The 19,119-nt window shown below is 47.0% G+C and carries 14 protein-coding genes; 5 read left to right on the forward strand and 9 right to left on the reverse strand.

Translation table 11 applies throughout. From position 1 onward, the window contains the following. The 5 genes from B7992_RS11345 to B7992_RS11365 all read left to right on the forward strand — a co-directional run. A partial coding sequence (locus B7992_RS11345; RefSeq protein ID WP_088666305.1) for an ISL3 family transposase occupies positions 1-1,326 on the forward strand: 1,326 nt, incomplete at its 5' end. Between the two features lie 129 nt (positions 1,327-1,455). Continuing rightward, a complete protein-coding gene (locus B7992_RS11350; protein ID WP_073160911.1) occupies positions 1,456-2,166 on the forward strand; it encodes an energy transducer TonB in 711 nt (236 codons plus the stop codon). An 8-nt stretch (positions 2,167-2,174) separates the two neighbouring features. Continuing rightward, positions 2,175-2,747 (forward strand): MotA/TolQ/ExbB proton channel family protein, encoded by a 573-nt coding sequence (locus B7992_RS11355; protein ID WP_073160965.1) that lies wholly within the window; start codon positions 2,175-2,177, stop codon positions 2,745-2,747. After that, the gene (locus B7992_RS11360) at positions 2,740-3,132 is read left to right on the forward strand and encodes a biopolymer transporter ExbD (RefSeq protein ID WP_073160909.1); all 393 of its coding nucleotides are present in this window, start codon (positions 2,740-2,742) and stop codon (positions 3,130-3,132) included. Before B7992_RS11355 ends, B7992_RS11360 begins: the two co-directional genes overlap by 8 nt. A 109-nt stretch (positions 3,133-3,241) precedes the next feature. Continuing rightward, positions 3,242-4,180: a helix-turn-helix transcriptional regulator gene (locus B7992_RS11365; protein WP_073160907.1), complete on the forward strand. Its 939-nt coding sequence runs from the start codon at positions 3,242-3,244 to the stop codon at positions 4,178-4,180. A gap of 103 nt (positions 4,181-4,283) precedes the next feature. Here B7992_RS11365 and B7992_RS11370 read toward each other — a convergent pair whose 3' ends face one another. The 9 genes from B7992_RS11370 to B7992_RS11410 form a co-directional block, all read right to left on the reverse strand. Then, positions 4,284-5,597, reverse strand: coding sequence for a hypothetical protein (locus B7992_RS11370; protein WP_088666306.1), 1,314 nt, complete (start codon positions 5,595-5,597; stop codon positions 4,284-4,286). Between the two features lie 34 nt (positions 5,598-5,631). After that, complete coding sequence (locus tag B7992_RS11375; RefSeq protein ID WP_073160904.1) at positions 5,632-7,851, reverse strand: TonB-dependent siderophore receptor; 2,220 nt, start codon at positions 7,849-7,851, stop codon at positions 5,632-5,634. Positions 7,852-7,853: 2 nt separating this feature from the next. Then, the gene (gene feoB / locus B7992_RS11380; protein ID WP_088666307.1) at positions 7,854-9,884 is read right to left on the reverse strand and encodes a ferrous iron transport protein B; all 2,031 of its coding nucleotides are present in this window, start codon (positions 9,882-9,884) and stop codon (positions 7,854-7,856) included. Continuing rightward, a complete protein-coding gene (locus B7992_RS11385; RefSeq protein WP_176421930.1) occupies positions 9,881-10,126 on the reverse strand; it encodes a FeoA family protein in 246 nt (81 codons plus the stop codon). Before B7992_RS11385 ends, feoB begins: the two co-directional genes overlap by 4 nt. A gap of 63 nt (positions 10,127-10,189) precedes the next feature. Beyond that, complete coding sequence (locus tag B7992_RS11390; protein ID WP_083542168.1) at positions 10,190-11,404, reverse strand: DUF1302 family protein; 1,215 nt, start codon at positions 11,402-11,404, stop codon at positions 10,190-10,192. A 24-nt stretch (positions 11,405-11,428) separates the two neighbouring features. Continuing rightward, a complete protein-coding gene (locus tag B7992_RS11395; RefSeq protein ID WP_369680977.1) occupies positions 11,429-12,115 on the reverse strand; it encodes an outer membrane lipoprotein-sorting protein in 687 nt (228 codons plus the stop codon). A 107-nt stretch (positions 12,116-12,222) separates the two neighbouring features. Beyond that, positions 12,223-14,583 (reverse strand): RND family transporter, encoded by a 2,361-nt coding sequence (locus tag B7992_RS11400; RefSeq protein WP_088666309.1) that lies wholly within the window; start codon positions 14,581-14,583, stop codon positions 12,223-12,225. Positions 14,584-14,727: 144 nt separating this feature from the next. Continuing rightward, positions 14,728-16,422 (reverse strand): diphosphate--fructose-6-phosphate 1-phosphotransferase, encoded by a 1,695-nt coding sequence (locus B7992_RS11405; protein ID WP_088666310.1) that lies wholly within the window; start codon positions 16,420-16,422, stop codon positions 14,728-14,730. A gap of 110 nt (positions 16,423-16,532) precedes the next feature. Then, positions 16,533-19,115 (reverse strand): FISUMP domain-containing protein, encoded by a 2,583-nt coding sequence (locus tag B7992_RS11410; RefSeq protein WP_088666311.1) that lies wholly within the window; start codon positions 19,113-19,115, stop codon positions 16,533-16,535. Between the last annotated feature and the right edge of the window lie 4 nt (positions 19,116-19,119).

A 19,119-nucleotide genomic window follows, 5' to 3' on the forward strand; every position in this document is an offset into this window, starting at 1 on the left:
AAAAAGCCCATGTCAAAATTATACAAATCCATCTTCAATGTCAACGGCTGTACTGTCGTCAAGCAGGAACAAACCGATACCACGGTCACCATCACGGTAAGACTCACCAAGGGCAACGCCAGCAGGTGCGGCTGTTGCGGGCGAAAAGGGAAACTCTACGACAACGGCCGGGAACAGAGGGTATGGCGGACGCTCGATCTCGGCACGAAAATGGGCTTCATCAAGATGGACACCTACAGGGTGAAGTGCAGGAAGTGCGGCGTAAAAACCGTGAAGGTGCCGTGGGCAAGCCACAGGTCAGGCTTCACCGACGCCTTCGAGCAGCAGGTCGCATGGGCCGTATGCAGCATGTCGAAAAAGGCTGTCGCAAAGCAGCTACGCATCGCCTGGAATACCGTGGGAGAAATCGTCGACCGCGTATGGGAACGCCTGGACACAAGGCCTATCAAGGCAGGCTGCATCTTCAGGCGCATAGGCATCGACGAGACCAGCTACAAGAAAGGGCACAAGTACATAACGGTGGTAGTGGATCACGACAGGCGCTGCGTGATCTGGGTGCACGAGGGCTACGGGAAGGAGGTGCTGGACATCTTCATGAGGGAACTCAGCGAAGAGCAGCGCAAGGGCGTGGAGCTTGTGACTTGTGATGGGGCCAAGTGGATAAGGTCAAGCATCGAGGAGTTCCTGCCCAATGCCGAACGGTGCGTGGACAGCTTCCATGTCGTACAGTGGGCGACGGATGCCCTGGACAAGGTCCGTGTGGAAGCCTGGAGGGAGGCCCGCAAGGAACGCTGCAATCCGAAACGGGGCCGAGGCAGGCCCACGAAGGACAGCGTCCCGAAGGACCGCACCGCGGAGGGGATAAAGAACTCCAGGTACGCTCTGGGCAAGGCTCCGGAAAACCTTAACGAAAGCCAGCAGAGAAAAATAGAGCTCATAGCCAGCCGCTATCCGCGTCTCTACAGGGCATACCAGCTCAAGGAGGAGCTGCGCATCATCCTGAAGATGGGCTATGCCGATGCCAGGGAAAATCTGGACAGGTGGCTGTGGCGGGCAAGTCACTCACGCATCGGCCCAGTAAAGGATCTGTACGCAAAGATCAAGCGCAACTACGACGGAATCCTCAACACAATCAGGCTGGGCGTGTCAAACGCAAGGATCGAGGCGACGAACAACAAGATAAAGCTACTGATACGGACTGCCTATGGCTTCAGGAATATGAACAACATGCTGTCGCTGATAATGTTGAGCTGTTCCTATGTAGATGTAAAGATAGCCTACGAATGGGAATCGGAATCGAGAGAATCATCTAGCAAGGCTGCCTAAATGCTTCCACACATGTTGATGATGCCTCAAAAAATCTCAGAAATTTTCAGATTGTCCATTGGGATTATTGCAATCCCTTTTGGAGTAGAAAATAAGCGTAGGTTTGGGTAAATTACCGCAGAAATATTTATGAATACGAATCCATACAAGAGCTATTCGTTTAATAGAGCACTTCTATTTGGAGTTCTTTGTGCACTTGTAGTGCATCTTTGCATATTGCTTGTGGCCCATAAAGATAAAATTGCCCAAATAGTCGTGAGTGATGGCAGTGAAATTATCCGCGTGGAACAGATCTTTTTACCTCCTCCTCAGCCTCCGCAAGAAATTGTAGCCCCAAAAAAGAAGATTGTCAAGGCGAAAATAATCCCGAATGTCGTAAAGGATTCGGTTGTTGAAGTTGAAGAGCCAACGCCACCGATAGAGCCGATTGCTGTAGCTGTTGAGACGGAAGTTATTGAAGTTCCTGTTGCACCCCCTCCGCCAAAGGTTGAAAAAGTCGTTCCCGTAGAGCCTCCTAAACCAGCCCCGATTTCTAAGGATTCGATTCAAAAGGTGATGAAGGCGTATCTTGTACAGGTCAAGAAAAATATCGACAAGAATAAGCTTTATCCAACCACGGCGCGCCGCCTAAATCAAGAGGGCACCGTGCGAGTTCGCTTTACGGTACAAAAGAATGGACGGGTTGAAGACATTCATTTGGCAAAGGGGAGTGACTATTCTGCCCTGGATCAGAGTGCTTTGGATGCTGTTGCCGCACTAACATCTGTTGCTCCAATTCCTGATCTTTTAAACAAAGATCATTGGACAATCGAAATTCCCATCAAATATCAACTTCATTGAGGAATAAAATGAATTACGTTCTTGATTTTATCAAGCAGGGTGGCGTCATTGCCTATATCCTAATCGCCATGAATTTTATTGGGTATGCTATTATCGTGTGGAAAATAGTGGCAATTGTCGTTTTCAAGCGCAGGGTTCAGAATAGGCTCCCGTCAAAGATTATTCATAGGATTGTTTCTGCCAATACGGACCACCACATTATCGTGGAAAATATTCGCACCGAAATATCGCTAGCCTTTTCTCCATTGACAAAGGGGCTTACGACCATCGAGAATATTGCGACGGTGTCGCCATTGATGGGACTTTTAGGTACGGTGGCCGGTATTTTTGACGCTTTTGGCGTAATAGCTGTTTCTGGTCTCGACGATGCGGGGGCTTTTGCACTGGGTATCAAATTTGCACTTGTGACTACAGTCCTTGGGCTTTTGGTCGCCATTCCGCACGTCATTGCCTATAACTATCTAAATGCCCATATGGAAATGGAACAGGACGAGGTTGAAAATCTTGTGTTCCAGAAGATGGGGAGAATCCTCCAGGAACGCGATCATTCTATCAATATAGAGGATTCCGATAATGGTTAGGCACAAAAAAAGACTCCGTCCGGACATGACGCCGCTTATTGACTGTGTCTTCCTATTGCTGGTATTTTTCTTGGTAACGTCGGTATTCAAGCAGGATGAATCTGTCTTAAAATTGATTTTGCCTGAAATTCAGAGCGAAATCAAGCGCGATGTTCCAGAAGGTCTGTATATTGAGCTAAGCAAGGATGAATTGGCCCTAAATGGCCAAAAGATAGAACTTGCCGTATTGGAGCAAAAGGCAGGGGATGTGGTTAATAAAAAATCGCCCATAGCCATAAAAATTGATAAGGAAACCCCTTACGAGCGTGTAGCTTCAGTGCTTGATGTGCTCCAAATGAAAAAATTATACAACATTCAACTGATAAATGATTATAAGGAACCTTAAAAAGGTGATCATACTTCTAGTGTGTACTTTGTAATAAAAAAGCATATTAGGATCCACTAGACATTTTAGTTAGATTTAGCTAACTTTTACCGTGAAAATCGGGGTTAAAATGCTAAATCTTTCTATTGAAAAGAATGTTCAGTTACTTCAAAGAACGGAGTTCATGCAACACTACCTGTTGTCCGATGGTACGGATACAGGTCATTTGGTTGTCTACCATATTGTAGATGGTGTTGATGTGATGTATGTGGATTGTCATGTAAAATGCGCAGTCCTTAAGTTTGATGCTCCGCAAGACGCCATGGCCATAACTCATTGCTATATGGGTGAAGTTCAGTTTGAACTGGATTCCGAAGATAGCCTTGAAGGGGGAGATCTCGGTATATCGAGGACCTTCTTCAAAAATCAGATGTTCTCGTTTCCAACAAAGACTTTTCATGGCGTGACCATTGTTTTCTCGAGTAAGAATGCAGTTAACGAAATACAGGCGGCCTTCTGCAACTTTAACATTGACTTCAATGCCGTTTACGAGAAGGTTCTCTCTCTTAGGTCCAATGTACGCATTTGCTCGGATAAGAGAATTCTGAATATCTTTTCGGAACTGTATCTTGTTCCCAAAAGCATGCGTCTAACCTATCTTAAGCTCAAAATTCTTGAAATATTCGCCTATTTGAAGGATGCTCCGCTAATTCATTTTCTGCATGCTCCAAAGCGCTTGTCGAGAAAGAACGAGGACAAGATTGAGCTTGTAGTCAGCTTCATTCGCGAAAATCTAGATGAACATTACACCATTGAGGATCTTGCATCGAAGCTGGATATGAGTGCAACGTTACTTAAAAAGTGCTTTAAGACAGCTTATGGGGAGTCAATATACGCCTATCTCAAGAATTACCGTATGAAAATCGCTGCGGAATATCTTGCAAAGGACGAACTCCCCATATTTGAAATTGCAAACCGCGTAGGCTACATCAATTCCAGTAAGTTTACTGCGGCATTCAAGCAAGTCATTGGCCAAACGCCTAAAGAGTATCGCAGCGAACATGTTTAGTTTCGCTAAAAAGATTTCCTCTAATGTCTAATTTCTATAAAACATGGAAGAGGTCGCTCACTGTGATGTGAGCGACCTCTTTTTTTGTGGGGTAACAAAAACCTTAGTTGTTGCTCAGCGGGAACACGTAGTAGACAAAGCCTGTTTCTACGTCGGCAACTTTTGTGATCTTGTCGCTATCTAGGTCATAGCGGTAGAGAACGGAGGCTCCTTCTTCGTCCATGTGGCCGAGAAGCACCGTGCCATCAGTATCCATGTGTACGGAAGGTACTAGCCAGGGGAGGGTGAGACCGAGGTCAATCTTCTTAATGCTCTTCTTGTAGATATCAATGACTACATACTGCCATTCAAAGTTGTTGAAGTTGGTCGGATCTGATAAATCGCCGAAGAGGCCGACAAACTTGCCGTTGCCAGCATAGACACCACCGGTCATGAGCCAGTTTGTGTTGCTGCTCTTGCCATCATACTTTGCTTCGTGCAGATGGAATACATAGCTGGTGTCGAAATCTTCTTCACCCTTCTTGATGCGTACAAAGCCTTCGTTGTAGCCTTCGATAAAGTTCATTGCGCCGTTGGCATAGAAGTAGACGTCGCCTTCTTCATCGGTAAATGCCATGGTATTGTTCATGTCGTCGTAAACACCGAGTGCAGAGGTTTCGCTTTCGCTTGCAACCTTAATCACCTTGTCCGTTGCGACATCGATAATGGCAACTTCACCCTGGGGGCCCATGATGGAGTTGTTGAGGTCAACAACTTGATAGAGCGTTACGTAGAGCTTGCCGTCGGAAATGGCGCTGGAGCCCGGGAATGCCATGACGGCACTTACTTCTTCATCAACGTATTCGGAAAGGTCGATTTCGGCGGTGATGCTCAAATCGCTTGGGTTAAGGGCAATGAGCTTATCAGCCATAGTTTCGATGACGTACATCTTGTTGTTGTCAACGAACTGCATCATGAGTGCCGTAGAATTGAAGCTTCTTGTCTTTGTCGGTTTTTCAGGAACATCCTGGTTCTTGTCCAGCTTGAACATCTTGAGAACGGAAGCACCGGTTTCATCCATGGAAAGGCTATACAGGGCTCCGTTAAAGTAGACTAGGCTACCCGAAGAGGTCGTTTCATGGAAACTCTTGATTGCGGTATTGAAATCTTCATCAAGAGCAGTGGTGCCGTAGAACTGGCTTTCGCCAACCATGAACGAAATACCGTATTTTGTGCTGGCGACCGTGCTAGAGCTGGATTTGTCATCATCCTTGGCGCTGGAGCTAGACTTTGCATCACCCTTAGTGCTGGAACTTGACGTGGCGACGGTGGTGGAAGATTCGTCGCTAGAGGCGTTGGAACTGGAGTCGTCGCTGCAGGCTGCAAACATGATGCTTGCAGAGGCTGCTGCGATAAGAGTCTTCTTGAATGTATTCATTATTGATCCTTTTTGTTGTTATTTGATTAAAACCTTACAGATTGAGCCTAATCTTTGTGCTAAATGCCCTGCCAGGCTTGGAATCGCCATAGCTATCGTAAATCATCCTGTCCATAAAGTTTGTGACTTCAAAATTCCACGAAAGCATATTAGCGAAGATGGAGTATTCGATGCCGATATTTTGAGAGAAAGAAGAAGGAATAATTCGTTCCTGTTTATTGGAAACCTTCCAGGCGTAATAGTATTCGTCGGTATAGTTTGCGTTCCAGTAAATCTTAAGGAAATCATCGCGATTGAACAGATCGCCTGCATGGAGCTCTACGCCAAAGTTCATGTAGAACAGGGGGATGTTCGGTATATTCCAGTTCTTGCCAATGCCATAGCTGGGGTCTGCTTCGCGACTCTTGACTTCAAGACTAGTCATGTTCCATGAAAGGTTCAAGTACTCGTTTACATCGACATTGGCGTCGATTTCAAAGCCCTTGGTCTTGGTGCCAACGCTATTGTAATAGGGGCGAGGAATCGATGATAAGAGCGAGTTCAGGTAAATTCTATCATCCAGGAGCATGTAGAAGTAGTTGAATTCCAAATGTCCCTTGAGGATAAGGGGGATATGCTTTAGGTCTATGTCAGCGCCGGCGGTAAAATTGTCCGAAACTTCGGGCTTTAGGGCTGGGGCTATATTTATGTACATTCCGTCACCAAAGATTTCTTCGTGGGTCGGGAATCTTAAACTATGTTGGTAGCCACCACGAATGGAGAACTGCTCCACAATCTGGAATTTAAGGTTTTCGCTATAGCCTATATTCTTACGGCTGACGGCCCCGCTCTTTAGCTTTTGCAGACGAACGGCATCATCTTCGGCATCTAGCTTGTAATAGTATCCCTTGACACCAATAATATTCTGGATGTGGGAGTTCCAAAAGTTATCTTCGAGAGAAAGGCCCGATACGACGGAATAGTTGTATCCAGGGAAGCCTGCGGTAGAAAGCTGCCTTCCTCCATCTGAAAGTTTATCCGTCGGATCTTGGTGATCGTACTTATAAAGACCACTCCAGTTGATGGAATGATTGCTTGTGAACTGGTAATCGATATTCCAGGGCACCTTTACGGAGGTGTTGACGAATTCGTCCCAGGCTGGGCTAGAAATTCTTATTTCACCGATGCTGCGCTTGCTTTCCTTGACATCGTCATCTGTCCAGCCGTAGTGATAGGTATGGCTAGTATCGATGAAAGTCTCATTGGAACGTTCAAATGAAACGCCAAGCGAGAGGGCTAGTCCCTTGAAAAATAGGTCCTGCTTTTCAATGCCCGCGTTTATGCCCCAGCCACTGAATTCGCCATGGGCATCCACAATCTTGTGGTTCTTTGCCTGGACTTCCTTATCGCCAATATTGTAGCTTCCGCCAAGGGTAATCTTATCGAAAAAGTAATTGTCGAGTGCGATATAGGGCGATACGGAATAGCTGTAGTAGCGGTCGTGATCCCTGGTAACCGTCGTATCCATGTAGGGAGTTGTAAACTTGTAGTCGTTATCGGAGTAGTTCAGGTAGCTGCTGACGCCCGTTTCGATTGCCCTTCCTTTTAGGGAATCGAGTGCGTACACATATTTTGCGTCTAGGGATACCTTATGGGTATTAAAGCTTCCGAATGAGTATGAGGCGCTTATGCAGCTCTTTGGCATATTTCTTGTAATCACATTGATAACGCCACCCATGCCGTCAGTTGCAAAGCGTTCTGGAACGTAACTCTTGTAGACTTCGATGCGGTCAATCATGTCGATGGGAATGTCGTTTATGGAAAGGCTTCCGCTGCCGTTCTCTACGGGAACTCCATTGACAAGGACCTTTACATTTTTGCCTTCCATGCCGCGGATGCTTATCTTTGCATCGCTACCCATGCCGCCGGACTGCTTGACTTTTACCCCCGACGACCGATTTGTCGCATCGGCAATGGTATTGCTTGAACCCTGCAATTCCTGGGTGTTCATAACCTTGACGGATTCTGCCTTTGTCTTTGTATCTGCCGGGGCAGATTCGTTAATACCTTCGCCATCAACAGAAAGATCGCTGAGAACGGTAACCTCTTCTCCGCCATTATTCTGAGTCGTAAATTCGGAATCGTTAGATTCTGCACGGGAGGCTCCTTCTGTAGTTTCCTCGAAAAAGTCGTCGTCAAGTGTGGTGACTTCGTCATCTTGTGCAAAGGCAAGCGTAGAGAAAGTAAGTATGGTGAATAGCTTGATAAGTTTCATTTTTAGAATATCAGTAGACCGATGTGGTATGCAATAAAGGCTAGAACGAGTGATATTGCGAAGTAGTATCCGATAATTGCCACAACCCACCTTGCGGAATGCATTTCGCGGTAGGTGGTCCCTATGGCAATAACGCAGGGAATATTGAACATGGAAGCGAACAGGAAGCTTAATGCCTCGGGCTTTGTGACGGATGCCCTGAGAGCTTCTCCCAAATTTTCGCTCACACCAGTCCTCGTGAGTAATGAGAATGATTCACCAGCCCCGACAAAGAGCGTATTCATGATGCCGAGGGAGGCTTCTTTGCTGAATACGCCTCCGAGGTACGAAATAAACAGCTGCCAGCGCATGCCAAAAAGCGACGTGACGGGCTCTATAAAGTTTCCAATCTTGTAAAGGATTGTATGCGTTACATTTTCGTCGGCGGAGTAGGAGAGGATCCAGAATAGTGCCGAAATCATGACGATGATCTTGACCGCCTTGCAGAATACGTTCCACACGTTGCGAATAACGGATTTGCAGAGAGCCTTCCAGTGCGGCTTGTGGTAGGGGGGGAGTTCCATGATAATGCCGACTCTTTCGTTTTCCGGCAGGAGCTTTTTTCCGAGCGTCTTTGATGACAGGTAGAAAGACCCTAGAATAAGTGCAAAGAAGATAAGTACAATTAATGGGGCTACGGAGCCAAAGAAGGTTGTTGCCATGAAAAGAACAACGGAAAGCTTTGCTCCACAGGGTATACCCCACAGAAGCATCATAGTAAATAGTCGCTGTCCCTGAGTGTCAATGACGCGAGTGCCGCAAACTGCCCCTGCCGAGCAGGCAAGGCCTGAAAATAGTGGCATTACTGCTTTGCCGTGGAGGCCAAGGCGGCTCATGGTAGAATCAAAGATGTACGAAAGTCTGGCCATGTAACCCACATCTTCTAGGAGTCCGAAAACGAATACGATGGCAAAAACAAAGCTTGTCATGCAGATAGTGAGTCCCACTCCGCCAATAATCACCTTGTTTATGAACGAAATGAAGATATTTCCAACACCAATATAAGAGAGTGAGTCGCTTACGATGGGGCTCAGGAACCCTTGCAGGCCAAAGCCAAGGGTAATGCCCGGCATGGCAAGCGCCATACAGAGAATTAGCACCACAAGCATAATGGCTATGGCGAGTATTTTGCCTTTTATGCGATGTGTAGCAACCTTGTCAAATTTACGGAGTGTAATATTGTCGTTTCGCTTAGATATGCAACCGCGTATAAGATTGGAAATCCAGAAGTACTTGGACTCGCCGATCATGAGTCTAGCGTTGCTATCGTTTCCACCCTTCAGTTCTTCGGCCTTTTCAAGGTCTTCGGATGAGGCAATCTTGCTTACTTCGGCCATGACGAGCTGGTCATTTTCGATAAACTTTGTAGCGATCCATAGGGAATTGTACCGATTGAAATCGTACTTGGCAAGTATTTCAGAAATTTTGATTGCCACCTGGTTATTACACTCTTCGTAGGCACTCTTGAGCGAATCTGCCGAAAGTACCCGCGGATTTTCGAGTGCCTTTTCAAGCGTTGAATAGAAGTAGTCGTAGCCTGAAGAATCAGAAGCATTAAAGCCAATTACAGGAACGTTCAGCTTTTTCTGAATATCTTCGATCTTTATTTTAATTCCAAGCTCGTAGGCGACATCAATCATATTGATCACCAAAAGCACCGGAATCCTAATGCCCACGTAGTCCGAAAACATGTATAGGCTACGTTCCAGCTGGGAGGCATCTGCAAGGATTATGATTAGGTCCAATTTTTCATTTTCGATATATTCCCTGGTAACGACTTCTTCTTCTGAGTTTGCGGTAAGGCCGTAGCTGCCGGGAAGGTCCGCAACCACGTAAGATGCGTCATCATGTATAAAGAGACCTTCGCATTTTTCTACCGTTTTGCCGGGCCAGTTGCCCACATGCTGGTGAAAACCGGTAAGCGCGTTGAACAAGGTAGACTTTCCTGAGTTCGGCTGCCCAAGCAGGGCTATTTTGAAAGACTTCTTGTTCATGCTTCAATCCATATTTGCGCACTTTCCTTGCGGTTGAGTGCTATGACAGTGTCTCTCACAAATATGAGGAGGGGAGACTTGCCGTCATTCTTTAAAACCTTGATTTCGGAACCCTTTACGATGCCTATAGAAACGACTCTCGACAAAAAGCGTGAATCGCCTTCGATTTTTGCTACGGTACCGTTCTGATTTTCGTCAATTAAAATCAGCGAAATGTTTGTGCTTGCGACGGAATTTTCCATGGCGTGCAAGATAAATTCTAGTGGTGTCCCTTAGCTACTCCAAAAGGACCCTATATAATCCAATCAGAAAAAGTATTTTGCCTTGGCCCATACGCCACTGTTTTCTTCATAGGAGGCTAGCTGCCCCTTGTCTCCGCCAAATAAATCATAGCCAAGCGATAGGGTAATCTGGTCGTTGAGCTGGTAATCTGCCGATAGGCGGCCATAGTAGCTTTTGTTGTCAAAGTCGATCATGCCGTAAAGCGAAAGCTTGAGCGTATTGTTCAACAAATCCTTCGATATGCGGAAGGTCCCCTGGGAGGTATTCTTTTCGGAGCTTAATCGTTTTTCGTAATCGGCCAGGTACTTATGCAGGTACTGCACCATGAAAGTCCAGTTATTTCCGGCATACCAGTCGATTCCTGCGAGGGCATTAAAGGTATTCTTGTGGCAATATGCTGTTCCGCTTGCAAGAGCGAGTGGCTCGTGGAAATATTCCGCAATTTCACCTCGGAACACGAATTCGCCTATGGGCATCGAAATATCGCCGCCAAAGACGGTCATCGGGTCGTATACGCCTTTTACAAGAATAGCCCCTGTGTTAAAGTCGTAACTGGATACCATTACGGGTAACTTGTTGTAAGTGTGCAACGCCATAATGGAAATATCTAGGCTTTCAAGGAAAAAGCGAAGCCTGGTTCCGTATTCGCTGTATTTAATGCGTTTTTCGGGATAGTTATTTAGCTCTAGTTCAGCATTTTCGGGTAGCGTCTTGAAATACCACGGATTATCGGTTGTTTCGGGGAACTGAAAGTATTCTGGAACCGGAACAAAAATAAATTCCGCCATGGCATTTTCGCCAGTATACTTAAAGTCAACCGCATTGATTGAAATGCGTGTGTCGTCATAGTCTTTCGTCAGGAACTCCGTATAGTCCAGAGGCGAAATCAGGTCCGTCACGCGCAAGCCGTCGGCTACGCCCCATGCGACAATCTGGCGCCCGACTTTCACATCTATTGTACCATTCGCATAATCCAGATAGGCCTCATGGAGATTTATGCCAGAGCTATTTTTGACTACGCCATTGTAAATGGCGTTAAAACTTGCGTATAACGAGGCGTTCTCGTAATCCATACGAAGCTCGCCACGCATACGCGTTCGTGAGGATAGTATTTCGTGGGGGTAATCGGTCTGTAGGGCATGGTACGAATCAACGAATCCGTTGAATTGCAGGCTAGACTCTTCTTGCGCAAAGCAGATTGAGGCTGCTAGGGGAATGCTCAATAAAAACTTTTTCATAATCCAGAACCCCATAGACGAGTTTTATTTTCCCTTTTCGAGGCGGTTGACCGTAAAGATCTTTGGGTCTATCTCGACATCGTATTTTTGGTTACTGAAGGTAATATGGGTGCTGTGCTTGGTCTGCACATTTTCCATATTCATGGATGTACTGGTCCAGAAACCTCCAATATTTTCGATATTGTCGTTTACGAGGACTCGCTGCAAGGTGGAAAGCCTGTCATAGTATTCCACACGCTCCGGAATGAGGCAGTCCTTGCGGATCCAGGAGATTTTCTTGGTGTAGATTTCGTCGTTTTTCTTGGGTTTTGATTCAAGCACCCAGTAGTCATGCCCATTCTTGGATTCCTCGCGGAGGAGTGTATGGATATCTTCGTCTACGTTACGCTTGCCGATATCGTCGAAGGTAAAGTCGGAGCCCATAAAATAGTCCGTCTTCGAGCTTTTGCCGCTAATGCGGCGAGTCTTCTTGAGCGAAGGCATGTAGAGCCACTTGTCCTTATCCTTGTTCATATCGTCGTAGTTAATGGTCAGGAACCCGGTGCCCTTGACGTCATTGGGGTACAGGAAGAACATAATTTGCTTCGTATCCTTGCCAACGTCCATGGCCATGCTCGAAATTTTTCTCACTCGAGTACTTCCACCCTTGTTAATGAGAGTCATTTCCATATCCGAAGTACGGGTGTCGCCATCAGGGCGATTCTTTACCATCTGGGCAATGGTGCGGCCGTCAAGGCTTTCTGCTGCAACAGCGCAGAAACCTGTCAGGAGAACGGAAATAAAAACGATAGCCTTGTCTACAAAATTGAATTTCATGGTTATTCTTCCTTACCGTAGATTTTAAACTTCTTGATGAGAATAGGTGTTACAAACAAGTCGGCTGCCAGGGCGGATGCGAGACCTACGACAATCGTGAATCCAAAGTTGAAAAACATTGTGCAGCACGAGGTGTTAAAACTTGCAAAGGTTACACACATGATAACGGTTGTCATAACAAGGGCCGGACCCGTTGTCTTGAACACTCTCGAAATGGATTCCGTGTATTTCCCGGTGCGTTCGAATTCAAGCTTTCCATGGTTAATGAAGTGGATTGTATCGTCTACTGCAAGGCCAATGATCATGGGGATGACGGTAGCCGTCATCATGTCCAACGGGACTCCTCGCCATCCGAGATAGCCTCCAACAAATATTGCCGGGGATATGTTTGGAATCATGCCGATAAGACCCGTACGCACGCTGCCAAATACAATCATTAAAAGTACGGCGACTATGAGTACAGAAATGCCAAAGGAAATCAGCTGGCCACGTACCAGGTACTGCTGCATGGTCGTAAACTGGGGAACGTTACCCACGGCGCTGACCTTTGCGTTGCTAAAGAGATTGGATGCCTTTTCGGTAATGTCCTTTAGTTCGTATTCCAGCTCGTTACTGTTATAGGTGTTGATTTCGACCATCATGCGCAGGTTTTTGTAATCGTAATCGATCCAGTAGTTGGATTCGCTTCCGCCCGCATTTTCGTAGAGCAAAAGCATCTGAGCCACTTCCTCTTCGGTTGCGGGGAGTGTGTATTGTTCCTGCTTATTTTCGTTAAGGGTGCGGTTCAAATCCTTGATGATGTCGAGAATGGAGGTTACGCGCTTGGTGAGCTTGAACTCCTTGACAATGGAAGTGAGCGAGTCGAGCTTGCTCAGATTTTCGACAGATTTTGCGTCGTCGTTGTTGGGAAATTCTATGGCAATTTCGTAGGAATATATGGCACCGAGCTTTGTTTCTGCCATGTGGAGGATTCTATCGACATAGGTGACCTTGCGGCCCATGGTGCGTTCCACGTCAAAGGTAGGTTCTACTCGGAACATGCCCACAACTGAAACCAGTGCCAAAGCTGCAAATACGGCAAGGATTGCCTTGGAGTGAGCATCAACAAACTTGCCTAGGGCCTCCATTTTCAAACCGAGGCCGGTATCTCCCTTTTCAAGAACTTTCGGGCTTGGCTTTTTGTCCTTGCCAAAACTCAACATGATTGGGGAGATTACCAGCGCTACGGCGAGGATAAACAGAACGCACAATGCCGAAAGGCTTCCGACTGCGCGAATGGGCTTTAGCATAACGGCAAGGAACGAAAACAGGGCGACAATGGTCGTAAGGCCAGAAAATGTAATGGACCATCCGGTTTCCTTGACTGCGTTAAGGATAGCCGTACGCCTCTTGCCGTGCAACAACATTTCCTTTCTAAAGAAGGAATAGAGGTGGATGTTGTAGGCGATGGAGACTGCAAACGAAAGAATTGGCGGAATCATGGAAGTTGTCGTATCCATGTACATGCCGGTAAAGCCTGCAAGACCAAATGTAAGGAGAATGCCTACAAATGTGGTAAGGATTGGTGCTACAACTCCGCGGAGTGAGCGGGTTACGACAACCATCACGAAAATGGCGCACAGGAGGGTAATGCCCATGATGCGCCCCATTTCCTTGTTGGTAAAGTTAATTTTCTGCTTGCTCATGTAGGGCATGCCGCCTGCATAGGGGTGTAGCGGTGCGTACTTTTCTTTTTCGATAATGTGGTCGGTTTCTTCGCCGGTCTGCATATCTGGAGCAATCTTGCCCTCGGCCTTCCATACAGAATCGTCGGGGAAGGGGCGGAGCTTTAATAAAATCCAGGTCTGTTTTCCGTCTTCGGTCACTAGCTTCTTTGAAAGCTCGGATTTAGCCTTCACGCGTTCCTTGATCTGGTTCATGCCTTCTTCGTTCTGCGGAATCTCTTCGGGCACAATCTGGGTGATTTCCATTCCCTCGTCGGTGCCGAGCATGTATTCCACGTTGGTGAGCGAGGTAACTTTACCGTCGGAGTACGAAATGCTGTCGCGAAGTTCTTCGCTCAGCTCGCGCAGTAGCTTGAGGTTTTCGGGGGTGTAGATGTTGTCTGTTTCGGTAAGGACCGTTACAAAGTAGTCGTTGCCGAAAAGTTCTTTGAACTTGTCGGTCTGCTGAAGCATCGGGTCATTTTCTACGAAGTAGCTATCCCAGGATGTTTCGTAAAAGATTTTTTTAGTGCCGACTAATGCTAAAGCGACGAGTAACAAGGTCGCAATGATGAACATTAAACGGTGGCCCAAGAGAAAGTTGGCGAATGTCGCATACCTTTCATTAATTGCACGCAAATTAAGTTTGTGCTTGTTCATGTTTTTCCCTTTTTTGTAGCCAAAGCTACAATCAAGGACTTGTATCTTTCTACTCCAAATGGGCTTTGAATAATCCGTTGAAACAAAAAAAAGAACCCTCACGCTATTGCGTGAGGATTCCTTTAATCCATTAAAGTCGGACTATTACTTCTTCTTGGCCGGAGCCTTCTTAGCAGCAGCAACCTTCATTGCGCCGCGTTCCAGCTTGATGGTGAAGTTGGTAACGTCGCAAACTTCGCTGGGACCCCAGTACTGGATCGGACCCGGATAGGTGTAGGATTCAGTCTTGGCCCATTCTTCGCGGTTAGCAGCGAAGAACTTGAACGGAGCACCGTCGAGAACGACGAGAGCCTTCTGGATAACCGGCTTGTCTGCACCGTGACGGCGTTCCATGTTCATCATCATGGTGATAGGAATGCCACCGGCGGTCCACTTTTCGATACCCTTGGTCAGGTCGCGAACAGAGCTCATGTAGCCGTTCATCTTGTTGAAAGCGAGAACGGAAGCGGTGTAGCCCAGGCTGTAGCAGTAGTCAGCGTCGAAGTTGGACGGAGCTGCGCAACGGCCTTCGTAACCGAAGAAGTGGTTGAGAGCGGAGAACTTGCCCTTGAAGTTCTTGCGGCTCTTGAGTTCGCTCTTCACCATGTCGATGATGAGCTTTTCGGTTTCGATGAGGGAAACCTGAACGTTGCCATGAGAGTCGCGGTCCAGCATGAGCTGAGCCTGAACGAAGGAAGGCAGAGAAACGAGGACTTCAGCAGAAGCCTTGGAAACCCACTGGCAGAGCTTTTCAACCTTAGCAGCGGTGTCGAGGCCTTCAACTTCCTTTTCGTGGTGAGCGAGGGCTTCGGAAAGTTCAGAAATCAGAACGCCAACATCGGGGATGAATTCCAGGAGGCCTTCCGGAATGAGAGCAACACCGAAGTTCTTGCCGTCAGCAGCACGTGCAGCAACGATGTCTGCAACATACTTGATGACCTGCTTCAGCTTCATCTTCTTGGCCTTGACTTCTTCAGAGATCAAGCAGACGTTCGGGTGGGTCTGGAGAGCAGCTTCGAGAGCAATGTGAGAAGCGGAACGGCCCATGAGCTTGATGAAGTGCCAGTACTTCTGAGCGGAGTTAGCATCGCGCATGATGTTGCCGATGAGTTCAGAGTAGGTCTTCACAGCGGTGTCGAAACCAAAGGAGGTTTCGATGTATTCGTTCTTGAGGTCGCCGTCGATGGTCTTGGGGCAGCCGCAAACAACGCAGGAAGCGCCGTTAGCCTGGAAGTATTCACCGAGAACAGCAGCGTTGGTGTTGGAGTCGTCACCGCCGATGATGACGATAGCGTCCAGCTTCTGAGCCTTGGCAACAGCCATGCACTTCTTGAACTGTTCTTCAGTTTCCAGCTTGGTACGGCCGGACTGGATGATGTCGAAACCACCAGTGTTGCGGTAGGAGTCCATGATCTTTTCGTTGATCACGATGAACTTGCCGTTTTCGAGGCCAGACGGACCGCCGAGGAAGCCCAGGAGCTTGGAATTCTTGTTGATGCTCTTGATACCGTCGAAGAGACCTGCGATAACGTTGTGGCCACCAGGTGCCTGACCGCCAGAAAGAACAACGCCAACGTTCAAAGCCTTAGCTTCGCCAGCAGCCTTGCCAGCCTTCAGCTGAATGTAGGGAGCACCGTAGGTGTTGGGGAACAGAGCCTTGATCTTCTTCTGATCAGAGACAGATTCAGTTGCCTTACCCTTGTTGAGTGCGACATTGAGGGCGCCCTTACGGAGAGCGACGGGGAGTTTCGGCTGGTAGGCCTTGCGAGCCTTGCCGAGGACGGACAGATTGTCAGCCATTGTTTCTTCCTTTGGTTAGAAGTCTGCCTTTTTCGACAGACGGGTTAAAAAATATACGCAGAGAAATATAGTAAATAGATTCTTTGTTGTTATTTAAGCCTGTGATTTGTTTAGTCCTTTACGCAGCGGATATTTCTGGCATCATCCTTGTCGGCGTATTCTGTTGTGCTACTGCTTGAACTGAAATAAATGTAATAGCCGTTGTTCGAGGAATACTGGTCTGCAGTCCAGTAATCTGCGCGAGATCCAACATTGCTGAACGAACCATTGCTATATGGGTTGCTTCCGTAAGCCTTAAGATCAAATCCGTAATCGTCTGTGGCATTATCAGAGGTTGTCCATGTGGTAGTGGCTCTGAGAGCATATACGGCGTTGGAGTATTCTGTTTGCACGAATGAAATTAAGGTATTCCATTCGGCTCTAGTGGGAATGTGCCAACCTGCAGGACATGATCCCTGAATGGGGGTCGAATAAGAACAACTGGCTCCGTATCCACAAGAAGATCTTGTCTTATTCAGTGCTGCATTCCAGCGATAATATCTGCCTCTTTCAGAGCAGGGAGAAGTTGATTGGACTGGACTGGATCCTGCATAGCACCAGCTTTGTCCTGATTCTACTGTAGGCACGAAATTCAGGTTTTCTGCCATCCAGGTCTGGGTGCCGATTGTGACATAGGTGTATTTTTGGCCGTCTCTAGAGTCTGTAAATGTTGCGCGACTCCATTCCTTTTCTGTGCAGGACATCGTGCATGCCTTAACCGGAATTTCTTCGCCTTCACGATTGGTTGTGCATGCGCCATAATTTTTTTCGAATTCATCCTTAGCTTCGCGCCATGCAGATTCATCGCTATCCCAAACATAAATGATGGTGGTATTTATGTTTCCTGCCTTGAATTCGCCTTCGGTACCGTCGGCCCAGCCATAAGTGTCGCACATGGTTGTTGCTGTAGCTTGCCAGGAATCCACGCTGTAGATGTAACAGTTTCTTGTATTCACGGATCCCATTTTCACATCGCCATCAACACCGTCTTCCCATTGGTAGGTGTCTACTTCGACGGTCTTGGCTTCTCGCCATGCGCTGTCGGCTACATAGTAGTAGTAATAATCAGGGTTGACGGAACCAGTCTTGATTTCACCTGGGGTTCCTGCTTCCCATTGGTAAGTGTTGTATTCCAAGGCGGTAGCATCATCAATACCAGATTCTCTACAGATCTTGTAAAGATTGCTTAGAGTGTCCAGCAGAATCATGCCTATCTTAGTTGAATCGCATTTCTGGAACAAGGTCTGCAAGGGGTCATAGCTCCATGTGCCATTATAAACGTAGAATGAATCTGTTGCGCTACCTTTTTTAACGGCTCCCATTTCATCATTCTTCCAGCCATAGGTATCCTTTTCGTAGGTGGTTGCAGAATCCCAGGCGGAACCATAGCGACAAATGAAGTAACGGTCCTTGTTAGAACTGTTGGGATTCTGATTCTTCATGACTTCGGCGTTACGGGTAGAGGTGCATTTTCCGATGCCATAGGCGTTCTGCCAGAAGTCATTCATACTGTTATCGAAATATGCGATTTCCGCAATGTTCCAGCTGGACACCGAAGCGCGAACAATGTTCTTGTCAAAACTATAGGCCCAGTCGGCCATGGCGATTTTCTGCGCAGAATCTTGCCAGAGGCCATCTTCGGCAATGTCCTGCCTAAAATGACTGATTTCTTCTGCAGTAAGAGAATCGCTCAGATCCCTGAGGAACAGCAGCGAGATTGTCATCAGTACGCCGTTGTTGTTGGCGGTGCTGAACAGGTCAAGATCTTCGGCGTTGGTAATCTTGGTGGGGAACCCGAATGCGTTCATGATTTCCTGCTGGGCCTGTTTTTTTGCAGCAGCTAAAGAATATCCCATCCGATAAAGTTTTAATACGCGGTCATATTCCAGGTGGGTGAGGATATTGATGTTCGCTTTGGTACGTCCAACCTTTTTCTGGTCGCCTGCAGAAATTTCTACAAGGGACTGTAATGTCATATAAGTTGTCGTCCATGTGCCGGTGACTTCATTGTAATATCGGCCGGATGCTTCCATGGACACGATGCCGTTTTCAAGAGTTACGGCGGGTATCACGAAGTCACCCTTGTTGCCAGAAACTTCGTCGGTATAGGAACGGGTTGTCTTTGAAAGGGAATCGCCGTAAAGTTCCGTGAGATTGATTACGCTATGGAACATGAAGGGGCCCTTCTGGGCGACGCCAGTAATGGTGCCGTTTGTCAGGGCATAAGGTTCTGTGCGGTCAAGAACCCATTGTTCATCTTTACAGACATAGGTGTATCCACTGGTGACGGTGTATACGCGGTTTCCTTCCCATTCATCAAAGCAGTATTTGAGTTCCTTGAACGACAGGACGGATTTCATTTTTGCCGTATCCGCAATGACTGCGGAATCCTTTAAATAAATAGTGTCATGATTCAACACCAGGACACCAATGATGGAATCCACAAAAACCGTGTCGATACGATACAGCGTATCAAGAATTTTTAACGTGTCAATATTGAATACGGAATCATTGACATACACGGTGTCATATATAAATGCATTCCCATTTTGTTCAGTTGCACTAGATGTTGAGTCATCGCCACATCCGTAAATGAACAAAGCTGCCCAAAGGCTGAAAGCAAAGAAAATCGTATAAATCTTTCTATTCAACATAATT

The sequence above is a fragment of the Fibrobacter sp. UWH1 genome (genome assembly GCF_002210365.1).
Taxonomy (GTDB): Bacteria; Fibrobacterota; Fibrobacteria; order Fibrobacterales; family Fibrobacteraceae; genus Fibrobacter.